At 70.7% G+C, this 15,019-nt stretch carries 14 protein-coding genes; 5 read left to right on the top strand and 9 right to left on the bottom strand.

The genetic code is table 11. The features are described from left to right. Positions 1-18: 18 nt before the first annotated feature. Genes G3576_RS21155 through G3576_RS21140 form a run of 4 tightly spaced genes read right to left on the bottom strand, consistent with a single transcriptional unit; the run spans position 19 to position 4,557 of the window. The gene (locus tag G3576_RS21155) at positions 19-1,692 is read right to left on the bottom strand and encodes a CocE/NonD family hydrolase (RefSeq protein ID WP_207622948.1); all 1,674 of its coding nucleotides are present in this window, start codon (positions 1,690-1,692) and stop codon (positions 19-21) included. A gap of 4 nt (positions 1,693-1,696) precedes the next feature. Next, the gene (locus G3576_RS21150) at positions 1,697-2,665 is read right to left on the bottom strand and encodes a Bug family tripartite tricarboxylate transporter substrate binding protein (protein WP_164696419.1); all 969 of its coding nucleotides are present in this window, start codon (positions 2,663-2,665) and stop codon (positions 1,697-1,699) included. Positions 2,666-2,704: 39 nt separating this feature from the next. After that, positions 2,705-3,664, bottom strand: a complete 960-nt coding sequence (locus G3576_RS21145) for a Bug family tripartite tricarboxylate transporter substrate binding protein (RefSeq protein ID WP_164696418.1) — start codon at positions 3,662-3,664, stop codon at positions 2,705-2,707. After that, a complete protein-coding gene (locus G3576_RS21140) occupies positions 3,661-4,557 on the bottom strand; it encodes a polysaccharide deacetylase family protein (protein ID WP_164696417.1) in 897 nt (298 codons plus the stop codon). The genes G3576_RS21145 and G3576_RS21140 overlap by 4 nt, the downstream gene beginning before the upstream one ends. Positions 4,558-4,713: 156 nt before the next feature. Here G3576_RS21140 and G3576_RS21135 point away from each other — a divergent pair, with 156 nt between their 5' ends. Genes G3576_RS21135 through G3576_RS21125 form a run of 3 tightly spaced genes read left to right on the top strand, consistent with a single transcriptional unit; the run spans position 4,714 to position 7,283 of the window. Next, positions 4,714-5,406, top strand: a complete 693-nt coding sequence (locus tag G3576_RS21135; RefSeq protein WP_164696416.1) for a GntR family transcriptional regulator — start codon at positions 4,714-4,716, stop codon at positions 5,404-5,406. Further along, positions 5,403-6,323 carry an ABC transporter substrate-binding protein gene (locus G3576_RS21130; RefSeq protein WP_164696415.1) on the top strand — a complete coding sequence of 307 codons (921 nt, stop codon included), beginning with the start codon at positions 5,403-5,405 and terminating at the stop codon, positions 6,321-6,323. Before G3576_RS21135 ends, G3576_RS21130 begins: the two co-directional genes overlap by 4 nt. A 54-nt stretch (positions 6,324-6,377) precedes the next feature. Next, positions 6,378-7,283, top strand: coding sequence for a polysaccharide deacetylase family protein (locus tag G3576_RS21125; protein WP_164696414.1), 906 nt, complete (start codon positions 6,378-6,380; stop codon positions 7,281-7,283). Positions 7,284-7,289: 6 nt separating this feature from the next. Here the strand turns inward: G3576_RS21125 and G3576_RS21120 are convergent, their stop codons facing one another. The 5 genes from G3576_RS21120 to G3576_RS21100 all read right to left on the bottom strand — a co-directional run bounded on the left by G3576_RS21120 (position 7,290) and on the right by G3576_RS21100 (position 11,940). Beyond that, positions 7,290-8,528: a pyridoxal phosphate-dependent aminotransferase gene (locus tag G3576_RS21120; RefSeq protein ID WP_235952284.1), complete on the bottom strand. Its 1,239-nt coding sequence runs from the start codon at positions 8,526-8,528 to the stop codon at positions 7,290-7,292. Between the two features lie 11 nt (positions 8,529-8,539). Then, entirely contained in the window at positions 8,540-9,316 is a 777-nt protein-coding gene (locus G3576_RS21115; RefSeq protein WP_164696413.1) for an ABC transporter ATP-binding protein, read from the bottom strand. 4 nt (positions 9,317-9,320) lie between these two features. Next, entirely contained in the window at positions 9,321-10,082 is a 762-nt protein-coding gene (locus G3576_RS21110) for an ABC transporter permease (RefSeq protein WP_164696412.1), read from the bottom strand. Positions 10,083-10,091: 9 nt separating this feature from the next. After that, the gene (locus G3576_RS21105; protein WP_164696411.1) at positions 10,092-11,093 is read right to left on the bottom strand and encodes an ABC transporter substrate-binding protein; all 1,002 of its coding nucleotides are present in this window, start codon (positions 11,091-11,093) and stop codon (positions 10,092-10,094) included. A 115-nt stretch (positions 11,094-11,208) separates the two neighbouring features. Then, positions 11,209-11,940: a TetR/AcrR family transcriptional regulator gene (locus tag G3576_RS21100; protein WP_164696410.1), complete on the bottom strand. Its 732-nt coding sequence runs from the start codon at positions 11,938-11,940 to the stop codon at positions 11,209-11,211. Positions 11,941-12,125: 185 nt separating this feature from the next. On the opposite strand from G3576_RS21100, the gene G3576_RS21095 reads away from it, so the two are divergent. Together G3576_RS21095 and G3576_RS21090 are read left to right on the top strand one after the other, a co-directional pair. Further along, on the top strand, positions 12,126-14,444 hold the full coding sequence (locus tag G3576_RS21095; RefSeq protein ID WP_164696409.1) for a xanthine dehydrogenase family protein molybdopterin-binding subunit: 2,319 nt from the start codon (positions 12,126-12,128) through the stop codon (positions 14,442-14,444). After that, a complete protein-coding gene (locus G3576_RS21090) occupies positions 14,441-14,914 on the top strand; it encodes a VOC family protein (protein WP_164696408.1) in 474 nt (157 codons plus the stop codon). Before G3576_RS21095 ends, G3576_RS21090 begins: the two co-directional genes overlap by 4 nt. Positions 14,915-15,019: the final 105 nt, after the last annotated feature.

Genomic DNA, 15,019 nt, shown 5'->3' with positions numbered 1-15,019 from the left:
TTCGTCACTGCCCGGGCGTCATCGCTCCGGGATCAGTGGCATCAGCAGGAAGCTCTCGCGCCCGCCGCCCATCGCGATGCTGTTGCGGCCGCCGAAGATGGTGGCGTCGCGGTCGCGCGAATGGTTGTGCAGGATGCGGCCGGGCTTGCCGGGATATTCGAAGTCGCGCCCTGCGATGGTCAGCACCAGGCGATGGCCCGGCGGCACGATGAGGCAGGTGGGCCAGATCTCGAGGTCGAGCGGCACGAAGCTGCCGGGCTCCAGCGGGTCCACGCGGTCATGCGGATGCCAGGGGCGCCAGGGGGTGGAGCGTGCCTCGTCCAGCGCGCGGTGGGATGCGCGGAGCCAGCCGCGCGCGACGGGCACGGGTTCATGCGCGCCGGTGAACAGCACTTCCTGCCCGTCGGGGGCGAAGCAGCGGAGCGTGGCGAAGACATCCATGTCCGTGGTGCTGGACGCGACCCAGAGGCGCAGGGCGAGCGGGCCGGTGAACTCCATCGCGGAATCGAAGGGCGCGGTGGTGAAATCGACGCCTTCGCCAAAGGCGTCGTAGTCCAGCACGGCGTCGTCGCCGGGCGCCGTCCAGCCGAGCGTGCCCCGGCCCAGGTACAGCTTCGTCCAGCGCGTGCGCGCCAGCGGCCATTCCTGCTCCATGCGCCGCGTGCTCGGCCGGCCGGGATGGCGGATGGAAAGCTGCACGCGCGGCTCGCTCTCCCACCCATTCGCGTCGCCGCGCAGGAAGTGGCCGAGGAAGCGCTTCTGCATCACGACGTAGTCGGGCAGGTAGAAGCTCTCGTAATGCGTGCCGTCATGCATCGAGAGCCATTTGTCGGGCGTGCCCGCCCGCTCGAAGCCCAGCGTATTGCCGCGGAGATGCAGGCCGGGGCCGCCCCAATTGCCCGCGGAGAGCACCGGCACCGCGATGCGCGAGAGGTCCGGCGTGCGTTCGCGCATCCAGCCATCATCCAGCGGATGCTCCGCGATCTGCTGCGGATGCTCCGACCGGCTGCCCTTCAGGATATCGGCGCTGAAGGCGGCGGGGCCCGTCGTGCGCTCGCCGGTCTCGCGGTCCCGATGCGGCGTCTCGGCGCTGCCATGCTGGTTCACCAGCGCCTGGCGCGGCCACCAGGCCTCGGTGAAGGAATTGGACAGGATGCCGCCATGGTGGCTCCAGTCCCGGTAGAGGTCCGTGGCACCCTCCCACGGCACGATCGCCGCCAAATGCTTCGGGCGAAGTGCGGCGACCTGCCACTGCTTGATCGCGAGGTAGGAGACGCCGAGCAGCCCGACCTTCCCGTTCGACCAGGGCTGCGTGCCGGCCCAGTCGATCGCCTCCGCATAATCCTGCGTCTCCCGCGGCGAGAAGGGGTCGAGGTAGCCGGGCGACTTGCCGCTGCCGCGCGAATCCACATTCACCAGCGCGAAGCCGTCCGGCACGAAACGCTCGGGGTCCGGCACTTCCCAGCGCAGCCAGCGGCCGCTGCTGCCATCGGTCGCCAGGCCGGGATAGAGCTTCGTCAGCACCTCCCATTGCGGCGTGTAGCCATCGGCGAAGTGGATGTCCTTGCCGTAGATGCCCATGGACATGATGACGGGGAACGGACCCGGTCCCTCGGGACGGAAAACATTGGCGCGCAGCACCACGCCATCCGCCATGGGGATCGCCACGTCCCGTTCCACGATCATCGTCATGCGATCAATCCACCTGGATGCCCGTGGCGCGGCCGATGCCGGTCCAGCGCTGGAATTCCTCGCCCACGTAGCGCGCCGCTTCCTCCTGCGGCCCGCCGACGGGATCGAGGCCCGTGGCCTGCAGGCGCGCGCGCACCTCGGGCTCCGCCAGCGCGGCATTCACTTCCGCATTCATGCGGGCCAGGATCGGGCGCGGCGTGGCGGCGGGGAAGAGCGCGGCGATCCAGGTGGCATCGACGGCCTCGGGAAATCCGAGCTCGACGGCCGTCGGCACATCCGGCAGCGCGGCGGATCGCTGCGCGCCCGTCACCACCACGCCGCGCACGCTGCCCGCGCGCACCTGCTCCACGCCCGTGTTCATCGCGATGGTGCCGACATCGACCTGCCGCGACAGCACGGCGGTGACGACGGGCGCGGCGCCGGGGAAGCCGATGGGCTGGACGTCAGCGCCACCCAGCACGCGCAGGATGCGCTCCGCCGAGAGATGCCCGGTGGTGCCGACGCCCGGCACGGCCAGGTTCAGCTGTCGCTGCTTGCCGAGTGCGATCAGCGCCGCCAGGTCCGGCGGCCCGGCCTGGGGATGCGTGACCAGCATGTGCGGCGTGGAGGCGACGACGGCGGCGCCGACGAAATCCTCCACCCGGTAGCCCGCGCGCGGGGACAGCGCCGGATTCACGACGAAGGAGGTGGTGGCGAAGAGGATGGTGTGGCCATCCGGCGCCGCGCGCGCCACCTGCTGTGACGCGATGTTGCCGCCGGCGCCGACGCGGTTCTCCACGATGATGGGCTGCGGGAGCTTCGGCCCCAGCGCCTGCGCCATGATGCGCGCCACCACATCCGCCGGCCCGCCCGGCGCGAAGCCGCAGACGAAGCGGATGGGGCGGTCCGGCCACGCCGGCTGCGCCCGCGCGACGAAGGGCATCAACAGGGCAGCGCCGAGCAGCGCCCGGCGCCGCGGGAACATCATGGTCATTCTTGTTCTCCTCCCAGGCAACCCGCGCGTCTTGCGGGTCTAGTCGAGCGAGATGTTCAGCCCGCGCACCACCTCGCCCCAACGCTGCAATTCATCCGCGACGAAGCGGCTGTTCTCCGCACGCGTGCCGCCGATCGGGTCGAAGCCCGTGGCGGCCAGCCGCGCCTGGAAGGCGGGCGTCGCGAGCAGCCGGTTGATGTCGGCGTTCACCTTCTCCAGCACCGCTTCCGGCACCGCGGCGGGGAACAGCACGCAGCACCAGGTGAGGTCGACGATCGGATCGAAGCCTGCCTCCGCCACCGTCGGCACATCCGGCAGCGCGGCCACGCGCCGCGCGCTGGTGACGGCCAGGCCTCGCGCGCGGCCGGACTGCACGATCTGCACCGCCGCCGGCAGCGCGACGGAGGCCATGTCGATCTGCCCACCGAGTGCCGCCGTCATCGCCGGCCCCGCGCCGGTGAAGGGGATATGTTCCGCCTGCACCTTGGCGATCGTCTTCAGCAGGTTCTCCGCCGAGAGATGCGGCGTGGAGCCGATGCCGGCGGAGCCGAAATTGACGGGACGCCGCCGCCCGATCTCCACCAGGTCCCGCAGCGTCCGCACCTCGCCATCGCCGCGCACGGCAAACAGGTTCGGCGTGCCCGCGACGACGGAGGCCACGGCGAATTCCTGCGGCCGGTAGCCCGCATTGCGCGACAGGCTGGGATTCACCGCGAAGGCGCTGGTGGTCAGCAGCGCGGTCAGCCCGTCCGGCGCCGCGCGGGCCACCACCTGCGCCGCGATGTTGCCGCCGGCGCCGCCGCGATTCTCCACCACGACGGGATGCGGCCAGACCTCGCTCAGCGCCTGCGCCAGCAGGCGGGCGATGATGTCCGCCGGCCCGCCGGGCGCGAAGGCGACGATGAAGCGCACGGGCCGGTCCGGCCAGGCGGCCTGCGCCCGCGCGCCGATCGCGGGCAGCGCCAGCGCGCCGCCCAGCAGCAGGCGGCGCGCGATCATCGGCTGCTGCCCTCGCACTTGACCAGCGAAGCACGCCCCGACTGCATATGGGCCGCGAGCTCGGCGCGCGTGCCCGTCCAGGCCTCCGGCGTCGCCTTCACGATCTTCATGATCTCGTCGAAGACCCAGGCGCCGGCGGGGCGGCCATAGACATGGGTGTGGATGGTGACGTCGAGCGTGACGGGCCGCGTCTCACGCTCCAGGCAGGCGGCGAAGGCGTCCTGGAACTGCTCCAGCATGGCGCGGGCATTGTTGCCGTAGCGGATGGCGCTCGGCAGGTCGTTGATGTCCATGATCAGCGGGATGCCGATGATCTCATGGCCCGAAGCCTCGATGGCGAGGTGCGGCATGTCGTCGTCGTTGCAGTCGCCGTGATGCGTGTAGCCGGCTTCCGCCAGCAGGCGGACATGGATCGGGCTGCCCGTGCCGCGCGGGCTGATCCAGCCGATCGGCTTCTCGCCCGTCAGGTCGCTGATGAGCCCGGTGGTGCGGGCGATGTTCTCCCGCTGCCCGGCCTCGTCCAGATACACCGGGATGATGTCCATGCCGTAGGAATGGGCGATGATCTCGTGCCCGCCCTGGTGGATGGCCTTGATCGTGTCCGGCCACTGCTCCGCCAGCACGCCATTGGTCATGACGCTGGCCTTCACGCCGTTGCGCGCCGCGATCTCCAGCGCGCGCCAGATGCCGCGCACCGCGCCGAACATGCCCCAGGACGCCGCATTGGCATCGTAGAAGCCGGGCTTCAGCGGATTGCCCATGGGGCCGATGCCGGGGACGACGCCGGGGGACCAGCCCTCATAGGCGATGTTGAAGATCACGCCGACCCGCGCGCCGCCGGGGAAGCGGAAATCGGCCTGCGGGCGCAGGATGGTGGGCTTCGGGTGGCTCATCGGCTTGTCACTCCCTCAAGGCGCGGCACGCCCGCCAGGGGCCGCAGCGCCGGTAGCGCGTTCTGGACGTCCCGCGCATTTTGTCGAAATTTCCCCGGCGGGCAACCAGCAAATCGGCGAAATTCTTGCATGCCGTCGCTGCATCGCTAAATTGGCATGATGGACAGCACCCTGACCCTGGCACGGCTGGTGGAAGCGCGGCTGCGCGCGGACATCCTGCATGGCGTGCTCCGCCCCGGCGCGAAGCTGCGGCTGGAGACGCTGCGGGAACGCTATGGCGTCGGCGCCTCCCCGCTTCGGGAAGCGCTGGCCGCGCTGGCGGCGGAAGGGCTGGTGCAGCGCCTGGACCAGCGCGGCTTCCGCGTGGCGGGCGCCGACCAGGCGGCGCTGGCCGATCTGGTGGAGACGCGCTGCCTGGCGGAGACGGCGGCGCTGCGGGCCGCGATCGCCCGCGGCGATGCGGCGTGGGAGGAGCGCGTGCTGGTCGCGCATCATCGCCTGGCGCGCGCGTCGCGGTCGCTGGAGGCCGATGCCTTCGTCCCCAACCCCGCCTGGGATGCGCTGCATCGCGACTTCCACCTGGCGCTGCTGGAGCCCTGCGGCGCGCCGAGCCTGCTGGCCTTCTGCGCCGATCTGCATGACCGCAGCACGCGGTTCCGCAACCTCTCCAACAGCCTCGCCTATCCGCAGCGGGACGTGGCGGCGGAGCATGCGGCGCTGTGCGAGGTGACGCTGGCGCGGCGGGCGGACGAAGCCGTGGCGCTGCTGGAGAAGCACTACCGCCACACCGCGAATTTCCTCGGCGGTGCGCTGGAGGAGAAGACGGGCGTGGAGAGCGACGCGCGATGAAGACCCTCGACGTCGTCGCCTTCCAGGGCGCGTCCAACCTGCCGATGTGGGTGGCAGAGGAACAGGGCTTCTTCGCGCGCCACGGCCTCGTGGTGACGCTGTCCATCACGCCCAATTCGGTGGAGCTGGCGCGGGACCTGCATACGGGGCGGCGCCAGGTGGCGCTGACCGCCTTCGACAACGTCGTCACCTATGTGGAGGCACAGGGTGAGGCGGGGATCGAGGGCGGCACCGATTTCTTCGCCTTCATGGGCATCGATGACGCCGTGCTGAGCCTGATGGCGGCGCCGGATGTGCCCGACATCGCGGCGCTGCGCGGCCAGAGCCTGGCGGTGGATGCGCTGACCACCGGCTATGCCTTCGTGCTGCGAGAGATGCTGCGCCTGTCGGGGCTGACGGAGGCGGAGACGCCGTTCTTCCGCGTCGGCGGCCATGGCATGCGGCTGGAGGCGCTGCTGGAAGGCCGCACCGCCGCGACGCTGCTGACCACGCCGCCCGACCTGGTGGCGGAAGCGAAGGGCTTCCGCCGCCTGGCGCGCGCCACCGACATGATCGGCGCCTATGCCGGCGTGACGGGCAATGCCTCCCGCGCCTGGGCGGCTGCGAACCGGGAGACGCTGGTGGCCTTCATCCGGGCCTGGAAGGATGCCATCGACTGGATCGGCGCGGCCGAGAACCGTGATGCCGTGGGCGCGCTGTTCCGCGCGCGCATGGGCGGCGCGCCGGCGGTGGCGGACCGCGCCTGCGCACTGCTGATCGATCCCGTGCGCGGGCTGCGCCGTGACCTCACCATCGATCCCGCGGGCATCGCGACGGTGCTGCGCCTGCGCTCCACCTATGCGGTGCCGGCGCGGCCGCTGACCGATCCCGCGCGCTACATCGACCTGTCCTATCTGGCGGAGGCGACCGGGGGCTAGCGCCGTGCCGGGGCTGGCGCATCATGCGCGCCACGCCCCGCGGAGGATCGTCCGATGAAGCTGCCCGACCAGAACCGCTATGCGCCCAGCGCCATCATCTCCCGCCCCGACTACGCCTGGCCGGAGGGGCGCAGGCTGGCCGTGCAGGTCTTCACCAACATCGAACACCACGCCTTCCGCGCCGGCCTCGGCAGCGACAGCACCGTGGCGGGGTCGCCCCAGACGCAGCGGAACTATGCCTGGCGCGACTACGGGAACAGGGTGGGCATCTGGAACATCCTCGCCCTGCTGGACGAACTCGGCCTGCCGGCCGCGCACAACTGCAACTCCGCCGCGCTGGACCTGATGCCGGAGATCGGCCGCGCCATCCTGGCCCGCGGCGACGAGTTCGTCGGCCATGGCCGCACCAATGCCGAACGGCAGGAAGGGATGTGGGAGGAGGATGAGCGGCGGCTGATCCAGCAATCCCGGGACGGCATCGCGCGGCATGCCGGCCGCGCGCCGCGCGGCTGGCTCGGCCCGTGGCTGTCGCAGGGCACGCATACGCTCGACCTGCTGAAGGAGGAAGGCTTCGACTACATGATGGACTGGCCGGCGGATGACCAGCCCTTCTGGATGGCGACGCGGTCCGGCCCCATCCTGTCCATCCCCTACAGCGTCGAGCTGAATGACAGCCCGGCGATGGTGTTCCGCCACCACACGGGCCGGGAATTCGCGGAGATGATCACCGACCAGTTCGACGAGATGCTGGAGCAGTCACGCCACCGCCCGCTGGTGATGAGCATCGTCCTGCACAGCTTCGTCGTCGGCCAGCCCTTCCGCCTGCGGCCGCTGCGCGACGCGCTGAAGCACATCCTGGCGCATCGGGACCGGCTGTGGATCACGCGCCCCGCCGAGCTGGCCGCGCATGTCGCTGGCCTGCCGAGGGGCATCGTGCCGGGTTCGGAGATGCTGGGCTGAGAGACCCTATCCCAGCACCCGCGCCAGCCGCGCCACGGCCTCGCGTGCGAGTTCGGGGCTGATGGCGAAGCAGATGCGGATGAAGCCCTCGCCTTCCGGCCCGAAGGCGGTGCCGGGGGCGACGCCTACCTTCGCTTCCCGCAGCAGGCGGAAGGCCAGGTCGAGGCTCTTTTCCCCCGTCTCCACCCGCGCCATCAGGTAGAAGGCGCCATCGGGCGGGAAGACGGTGACGCCCTTCAGGCGGGACAGGCCCTCCACCATGATGGCGCGGGCTTCCGCGCAGCGGCCGACCATGGTGCGGATGAAACCGTCCCCTTGCTCCAGTGCCGTCACCGCGGCGTGCTGGATGAAGGTGGGGATGGAGGTGGTGTTGTACTGGCCGAGCTTGCCGAAGGTGGCGGCCAGCCCCTCGGGATAGATGATCCAGCCGGCGCGCCAGCCCGTCATCGCCCAGTTCTTGGAGAAGGTGTTGGTGACGATCAGCCGGTCCGACGGCGTGGCGAGCTGCAGGAAGGACGGCGCGATGGCGTTGCCATAGGTGAAGTGGTTGTAGACCTCGTCCGAGATGATCCAGAGCCCGCGCTCCCGCGCCGCCGCCAGCAGCGCCTCCATCTCCCCCATCGGCATCACCCAGCCCGTGGGGTTGGAGGGGGAGTTCACCACGATGATGCGCGTGCGTGGCGTCACGGCCGCCAGGATGTCCTCCAGCGGCAGGGAGAAACGGCCGGTGGCGCTCTGGCGATAGGGCACCGTGACGGGCACGCCGCCCGTGACGCGCACGGCCTCGCCCAGGTTCGGCCAGCCGGGGACGGGGATGATCACCTCCTCGCCCGGCTCCAGCAGCGCCTGGCAGGCCTGCATGATGGCGTTCATGCCGCCGGCGGTGATGGCGAAGCGCTCCGGCGCCACCTCCACGCCCCAGTGGCGGCGGTGGTAGTCGGACAGCGCGCGGTGCAAGGCGGGGATGCCGCGGGAATAGGTGTAGCGCGTCTCGCCAGCCAGCATGGCGCGATGGGCGGCTTCCACGATGAAGGGCGGCGTGGGCAGGTCGCCCTCCCCGATCCAGAGCTTCACCACCTCCGGGTCGTCGCGGCCGCGATCGGCGACGAGCCCGATCTGGCTGGTGCCCACGCCCTGGATGCGGGCGGGCAGGAGCTGGGTGAGATCGGTGGCGGGCTGGTCCATGATGCGAAGCGGCGTCCCTGTCGGCGCGCTGCGGATGCCCCGCGCCGGGACGGAGGGCAAGCCCCCCGGCCTCAGCTCATGCCGAGCAGCCCGTAGATCCGCCGGGAATAGGCGCCGAAGGCCTCGCTCGTCTTGAGTTCAAGCGTGCGCTGCGGCGGCAGTTCGATCGGGATGTCGGCGGCCATCCGGGCGGGCCCGGCCGTCAGCACCACCACGCGCTGGCCGAGGAACACGGCCTCCCCGATCCCATGCGTCACCAGCACGATGGTCTTGCCGCTCTTCTCCCAGATGCGCAGCAGCTCGACATTCATGCGTTCGCGGGTCAGCGCATCCAGCGCGCCGAAGGGCTCGTCCATCAGCACCAGCTTCGGGTCATGCACCAGGGACCGCGCGATGGCGACGCGCTGCTGCATGCCGCCGGAGAGCTCATAGGGGTATTTCCGCTCGGCCTGGGACAGGCCGACCAGGTTCAGCAGGTCCCGCGCCCGCTCCCGCGTCTCCCGCATCGGCAGGCCGAGGATCTCGGCGGGGAGCATGACGTTCTCCAGCACCCGGCGCCATTTCAGCAGCAGCGGCTGCTGGAAGGCGATGCCGACATCCCGGCCCGGGCGGAAGGGATCGGCCGGGCTGCCGATGGAGACGGTGGAGCCCGCATTGGCCGGCAGCAGCCCTGCGAGGATGCGGAGCAGCGTGGATTTCCCGCAGCCGGAGGGACCGACCAGGCAGACGAATTCCCCGGCCCGGATGTCGAAGCTGGCATCCGACAGCGCCTGGAACTCCGCACCGTCGCGCGTGAAGGTCTTGGCGACGTTGCGCAGGCGGATGAAGGGCGCGGCCTCCGTGTTCATGGGATCAGCCGAGACGGGCATCGCGCACCACCACCAGCGCCTCGAGCGCCGAGACGAGGCCATAGAGGATGATGCCGATCAGGCTGATCAGCAGCACCGACATCATCATCGCCGCGGTGTCGAGCCGCACCTGCACCTGCAGCATGAGGTAGCCGAGCCCGGCTTCCGATCCGATGAACTCGCCGACGATGGCGCCTGCAACGGCGAGCACGGAGCCCACCTTCATGCCGGAGAAGAGGTAGGGCAGTGAACCCGGCAGCTGGATCTTGGTGAAGACCTGCCAGCGCGTGGCGTGCAGCGCGCCCACCAGTTCCAGCAGCTCCGGCTCCGTCTCCCGCAGCCCGCGCAGCGTCGTCAGCAGGATGGGGAAGAAGGCGATGGCGAAGGCGATGACGATGTTGGTGACGACGCCATAGCTCATCCACACGATGACCAGCGGGCCGAGCGCGACCTTCGGAATCATGTTGAAGGTGATGAGCAGCGGCATCAGCAGCGTCAGTGCCAGCCGGCTCCAGGTAAAGGCGAGGGCGAAGAGCACGCCGAGGACGGTGGCGATGGCAAAGCCGCCCATGATCTCCACCGCCGTCACCGCGGTGTTGCCCCACCAGTCGTAGCGGGCATTGCCCAGCGTCGCGAAGGTGGCGGCGGGCGAGGGCAGGATGAAGGCCGGCACCTTGCCGACCGTCACCACCAGGTGCCAGGCCAGCAGGGCGAGCAGGTGGGCGAGCAGCGCAATGCCCGCGACCTGGAGTGTCTTGCGCTGCATCGCGGATGCTCAGCGGGTAGCGGCGGCGGGCAGGCGCAGCGTGGTGTCGAGCAGCGCGTTGGTCGCCACCGCCTCGGCCTCGAAGGGCCGCTGGAGTTCGAAGGTCTCCCGCACCACGGCGAGGTCGGCGCGCACGCGTTCCGGCACCATGAAGCCGAAGGCCTGGTTGCGGAAGGCGTCGTCGTTGAAGAGCTCCGCGACCGTCAGGCGCCAGTTCTGGATCTCCTCCTCCGGCTTGATGCCGGAGACGGCGGCGGCCATGGCGGCGACGCAGGGTTCCGGCGTCTGCACGCAATGGATGTAGGCGCGCTGCGTCACGCGCACCACGGCGCGGGCGACATCCGCCTTCTCCCGCAGGAAGCGCTCATTCGCGATCAGGCTGTTGCCGTAGAGGTTCAGGCCAAGCGAGCGCCAGGAGGCGAAGCCGAGATCGGCGCCGATCTCGCGTTCCATGATGTAGTGGTAGTTGTAGAAGAAGGTGGTGCCATCGACCTGGCGGGAGATGAGCGCGGCGGGCTTGGCGGCGGGGTTGATGTTCACCCAGGTGACGGCGTTGGCTTCCATGCCGAGCCGCCGCGCGATGGCGGGCCACATGACGCGCGCCGCGTCGCCGGGCGGATTGCCGAGGCGGCGGCCCGCGAAGTCGCGCACCGACTGGATGCCGGAGGAGCGGAGCCAGTAGAAGCCCTGCGGCGAATTCGCGAAGATGTTCATCACCGCGACGATGTCCGCCCCCGCGCCGCGCGCGACCATGACGGAGCCGAGGTCGGAGATGCCCATCTCCGCGCCCGCGCCGACGCGGGCGGCGGAGGCGCCGGAGCCGCGCGCGATCTCCAGCCGCACATCGGCGCCGGCGGCGCGGTACCAGCCCTGCTGGATGGCGTAGTAGAGCGGCGCGTGGTCGCCGGATGGCGTCCAGTTCAGCGCCAGCGTCACGCGTTCCTGCGCCGCGACGGGTGCCGCGATGTGCAGCCCGACGATGGCGGCCGCGGCCGCAAGCCACTTCCTCATGACAGCTCCCTCCGGATGGCGGCGCGCGAGGCGCCGGTTTGGACGCGGCCGCCTTCGGCGGTCCGATTAAGTAGTTAGTCAACTTATCCAGGTGTCGCGGGCGCGGTCAAGCCGTTCAGCTGCGCGGTGCCAGGCGCTGCGCGCCGTCATCGCCGTGGCGCAGATAGGTCAGCACGACATCGACGATGTGCCGCCGCCGCCTCTCCCGCCGCGCCCGCGCATTGAGGTCCGTGCGCAGGATGACGCTCAGCGTATGCCGGTTGGAGAGGTAGAAGTACGAGAGGCCGGTGATGGTGATGAAGAGTTCCTGCGCATCCACCTCCGCCCTGAAGACGCCCAGTTCCCGCCCCCGCGCCAGCTGGCGTTCGATGATGGCCAGCAGCGGGTCGTAGAGATGGGCGATGCGGTCGGAGCCGCGGATATGCTCGGCGTGGTGGATGTTCTCCGTGGACAGCAGGCGGATCACGTCGTCGGAGGCGACGAAGAGGTCGAAGGTCGCCTCCGTCAGCCGCCTGATCGCCTCCTCCGGTGCCAGCGCATCCAGCTCCAGGTCGCCATGGTGGGACCGGACGTCGCCATAGACCTCCTCCATCACCGCGACGAAGAGCCCGTCCTTGGAGCCGAAATAGTGGTAGAGCAGGTTGGGGTTCACGCCCGCGGCACGGACGATGGCTTCCGTGCGGGCGCCGGCGAATCCCTTCTCCGCGAATTCCACCCGCGCGCAGGCCAGGATGCGGCGCTGCGATTCGCCGGGGATGCGCGGCTGCGCCTCGGCGTCCCGCCGCGGGGCGGCGCCGGTCCTCTCCGCCGCAGGGCGGGCGCGACGCTTCGGGGTATCTGACCTCATGGTGCGTTTCTATTCCCGTTGCCGTTCCCGCGCGCAAGCGGCGGCGCGATGCAGACTTGACCATCCGCGGCCCGGCTGACTAGCGTTGACTAACTGATTAATCAGAAAAGCAGCCCGCCGCCAGCGCGGCGGGCGGAGGAACGCCGCATGCCGCAACACCCCCGCCAGCCCCTGGCCCGCCAGCCGTGAGCCTCTCCCGCCCCGTCCGGCGGCGGGAGGATGCGCGGCTGCTGACCGGCCGCGGCGTCTTCACCGACGACATCGACCTGCCCGGCCAGGCCCATGCGGTCTTCGTCCGATCCTCCTACGCGCATGGCCATCTCCGCGGGATCGATGCGGCGGCGGCACGCGCCGCGCCCGGCGTGCTCGGCATCTTCACCGCGGCGGATCTGCAGGCCGCCGGCATCGGCCCCATCCCCTACCTGCCCATGCCGGGCTTCCGCATGCCCACCCCGGTGGAGGCCCCTCGCCCCGCCTTCGCGGCGGACCGCGTGCGCCATGTGGGGGAGCCGATCGCCGTGGTGGTGGCGGAGACGCGCGCGCAGGCGGAGGACGCGGCGGAGCTGGTGCTGGCGGAGATCGAGCCGCTGCCCGCCGTGGTCGATACCGCCGCCGCCGTGGAGCCCGGTGCGCCCCGCGTCTGGGACGCGGCACCGGAGAATGTCGGCCTGACCTGGCAGGGCGGCGATGCGGAGGCGACCGCCGCCGCCTTCGCCCGCGCCGCACACGTCACGCGTCTGCGCCTGGTCAACAACCGCGTCATCGCCAACCCGATCGAGCCGCGCACCGCCATCGCCAGCTTCGACGCCGCGACCGAGGCCTGGAGCCTGACCTGCGCCAGCCAGGGCGTGCGCTACATGCTGCGAGTCCTCTGCGAACACACCTTCAAGGTGCCGCAGGAACGCATGCTGGTCTTCACCCATGATGTCGGCGGCGCCTTCGGGGTGAAGGAACAGCCCTATCCCGAGGATGTCGCCATCCTGCATGCCGCGCGGGCGCTCGGCCGGCCGGTGAAGTGGCGCGGCACGCGGGCGGAGCATTTGCTTTCCGACAACCACGGCCGCGACGCGGTGATGGAGGCGGAGCTGGCGCTGGACGGGGAGGGCAACTTCCTCGCGGTGCGGCTCCACGTCCTGGATGCGATGGGCGCCTACTACTCCGTCCACGGTCCCTACGTGACCATCCGCAACACGACCAACGGCCTGCCGCTGGTCTATCGCACGCCCTGCATCGACGTGACGGTGAAGCTCGTCTTCACCAACACCGCCTCCACCGGCCCCTATCGCGGCGCGGGGCGGGAAGCGGCGGCGCTGGTGATGGAAAGCCTGGTGGATGCGGCGGCGCGCGAGACGGGGCGGGACCCCATCGCGCTGCGGCGCCGGAACCTGATCCCAGCCTCCGCCATGCCCTACCGCAACCCGGCCGGGCGGCTCTACGACAGCGGCGATTTCGACGCGGTGCTCGCCAAGGCCCTCGCGCTGGCCGATTGGGATGGCTTCGCGGCGCGGGAGGCCGCATCACGCGCGGCAGGAAGGCTGCGCGGGCGGGGGATCTGCTGCTTCCTCGAATGCGTGGGCGGGCTGCTCTACGAAAGCGCCACGATCCGCTTCCCGGAGGAGGGCGGGATCGACCTGGTGGTGGCGACGCAGTCCAGCGGCCAGGGGCATGAGACGAGCTTCGCGCAACTGGTCGGCGACCGGCTCGGCATTCCGGCGGAGGCCATCCGCCTCCGCCAGGGCGACAGCCGCGACGTACCGCGCGGCCTCGCCTCCATCGCCTCCCGCTCCCTGATCATGGCGGGATCGGCGCTGTCGCTGGGATGCGCGGAGGTGGTGCGCAAGGGCCGCCTGCTGGCCGCGCATCGGCTGGAGGTGGCGGAAGCCGACGTCGTCTTCGAAGCGGGGGAGTTCCGCGTGGTCGGGACGGATCGCGCCGTCGCGCTGCTCGACCTCGCGCGCTGGCGGCGCGAGGCGCCGGTATTGCCTGGCGACCTGCCGGAGACGCTGGATTCGACGGGCGACTTCGATGCGGAGGACCTGAACTTCCCGAATGGCTGCCACATCGTCGAGATCGAGATCGACCCGGAGACGGGGCAGCTCCGCGTGGACCGCTACCTCGCCGTCGATGATGTCGGCGTGGTGATCAACCCCGCCATCGTGCATGGCCAGGTGCAGGGCGGCGTCGCGCAGGGGCTCGGCCAGGCGCTGACGGAGCGGATCGTCTATGATGCGGATGGCCAGATGCTGTCCGGGTCCTTCATGGACTATGCGATGCCCCGCGCCGCCGACCTGCCCTCCATGGCGGTCGCCTTGCATGAGGTGCCGGCGCGCAGCAATCCGCTGGGCGTGAAGGGTGCTGGGGAATCCGGCGTGACGGGGTCGCTCGCCGCCATGTCGAACGCGATCACGGATGCGCTGTGGCGGGTGGGCGTGACGGCGCGCGTCGAACTGCCGGCCACCCCCGAGCGTATCTGGCGGGCGCTGAACGGGGAAGGACAGCCATGACGAAGAACACGATCTGCCTCTGGTTCGATGGCGAGGCCGAGGCCGCCGCCCGCTTCTACGCGGAGGTCTTCCCCGACAGCCGCGTCATCGCCGTCCATCGCGCGCCGGGCGACTACCCCGCCGGCAGGGAAGGCGATGTGCTGACCGTCGATTTCGTGGTCGCCGGCATCCGCTGCATCGGCCTGAATGGCGGCCCGGCCTTCCGGCACAGCGAGGCCTTTTCCTTCCAGATCGCGACCGAGGACCAGGCGGAGACGGATCGCTACTGGGACGCGATCGTCGGCCATGGCGGCGAGGAGAGTGCCTGCGGCTGGTGCAAGGATCGCTGGGGCCTGTCCTGGCAGATCACGCCGCGCGTGCTGACGGACGCGATGGCGGCCGGGGGCGAGGAGGCGCGGCGCGCCTTCCAGGCCATGATGGGGATGCGCAAGATCGACGTCGCCGCCATCGAGGCAGCGCGGCGGGGCTGAGTGATGGCGGTGCTGCCTGCACCAAGGACGCCCCGCCCCACCGCGCGCGGCAGCCAGGCGGTTGATGGACATGCTCGCGGGAAACCGGCGTCGATCGAGGACCGC

Origin of the sequence: Falsiroseomonas algicola (assembly GCF_011040385.1) — a bacterium.
GTDB lineage: Bacteria > Pseudomonadota > Alphaproteobacteria > Acetobacterales > Acetobacteraceae > Falsiroseomonas > Falsiroseomonas algicola.
Note: the sequence above shows the minus strand (reverse complement) of the source record. Positions and strands in the feature narration are given on the sequence as shown.

What these genes read in the sequence shown, in the direction of transcription:
- G3576_RS21130 (WP_164696415.1), top strand. Translation starts at nt 5,403, where the DNA reads ATGAAGACCCTCGACGTCGTCGCCTTCCAGGGCGCGTCCAACCTGCCG.
- G3576_RS21115 (WP_164696413.1), bottom strand. Translation starts at nt 9,316, where the DNA reads ATGAACACGGAGGCCGCGCCCTTCATCCGCCTGCGCAACGTCGCCAAG.
- G3576_RS21090 (WP_164696408.1), top strand. Translation starts at nt 14,441, where the DNA reads ATGACGAAGAACACGATCTGCCTCTGGTTCGATGGCGAGGCCGAGGCC.
- G3576_RS21125 (WP_164696414.1), top strand. Translation starts at nt 6,378, where the DNA reads ATGAAGCTGCCCGACCAGAACCGCTATGCGCCCAGCGCCATCATCTCC.
- G3576_RS21135 (WP_164696416.1), top strand. Translation starts at nt 4,714, where the DNA reads ATGATGGACAGCACCCTGACCCTGGCACGGCTGGTGGAAGCGCGGCTG.
- G3576_RS21100 (WP_164696410.1), bottom strand. Translation starts at nt 11,940, where the DNA reads ATGAGGTCAGATACCCCGAAGCGTCGCGCCCGCCCTGCGGCGGAGAGG.
- G3576_RS21105 (WP_164696411.1), bottom strand. Translation starts at nt 11,093, where the DNA reads ATGAGGAAGTGGCTTGCGGCCGCGGCCGCCATCGTCGGGCTGCACATC.
- G3576_RS21155 (WP_207622948.1), bottom strand. Translation starts at nt 1,692, where the DNA reads ATGACGATGATCGTGGAACGGGACGTGGCGATCCCCATGGCGGATGGC.
- G3576_RS21110 (WP_164696412.1), bottom strand. Translation starts at nt 10,082, where the DNA reads ATGCAGCGCAAGACACTCCAGGTCGCGGGCATTGCGCTGCTCGCCCAC.
- G3576_RS21150 (WP_164696419.1), bottom strand. Translation starts at nt 2,665, where the DNA reads ATGACCATGATGTTCCCGCGGCGCCGGGCGCTGCTCGGCGCTGCCCTG.
- G3576_RS21140 (WP_164696417.1), bottom strand. Translation starts at nt 4,557, where the DNA reads ATGAGCCACCCGAAGCCCACCATCCTGCGCCCGCAGGCCGATTTCCGC.
- G3576_RS21145 (WP_164696418.1), bottom strand. Translation starts at nt 3,664, where the DNA reads ATGATCGCGCGCCGCCTGCTGCTGGGCGGCGCGCTGGCGCTGCCCGCG.